Origin of the sequence: Enterobacter sp. CGMCC 5087 (assembly GCF_003144775.1) — a bacterium.
Classification (GTDB): domain Bacteria; phylum Pseudomonadota; class Gammaproteobacteria; order Enterobacterales; family Enterobacteriaceae; genus Enterobacter; species Enterobacter cloacae_M.
On sequence record NZ_QFXN01000001.1, the window covers coordinates 1 to 250 of the forward strand.

Consider the following 250-nt stretch of genomic DNA (forward strand, 5'->3'; position numbering starts at 1 on the left):
TCTGCTGACGCCGATTGTGCAGCGCATGAAGATGCTCACGAAGTATGACCAGAGCGAGCTTGAAGCTGCGGTGCTCAATGCCGTGTTCGGGGCGTACCTCAAATCGCCGTTTGACCCGAGCGTAGCGGCTGAGGCGCTGGGCGATACTGCCGCAGAGGTGGCGAACGCGGAAGGGTGGACAGGCTATCAGGATGCGCGAGCCGGGTATTACAGCGACAACCGCCTGATGATGAATCACGGCGTGGGGATC

1 protein-coding gene is annotated in these 250 nt (G+C 60.8%); it reads left to right on the top strand.

Annotated elements, in window-relative coordinates; translation table 11 throughout:
- Positions 1-250 (top strand): phage portal protein (locus tag DEO48_RS00005; RefSeq protein WP_146198219.1); only part of this gene is annotated, 250 nt, incomplete at both ends.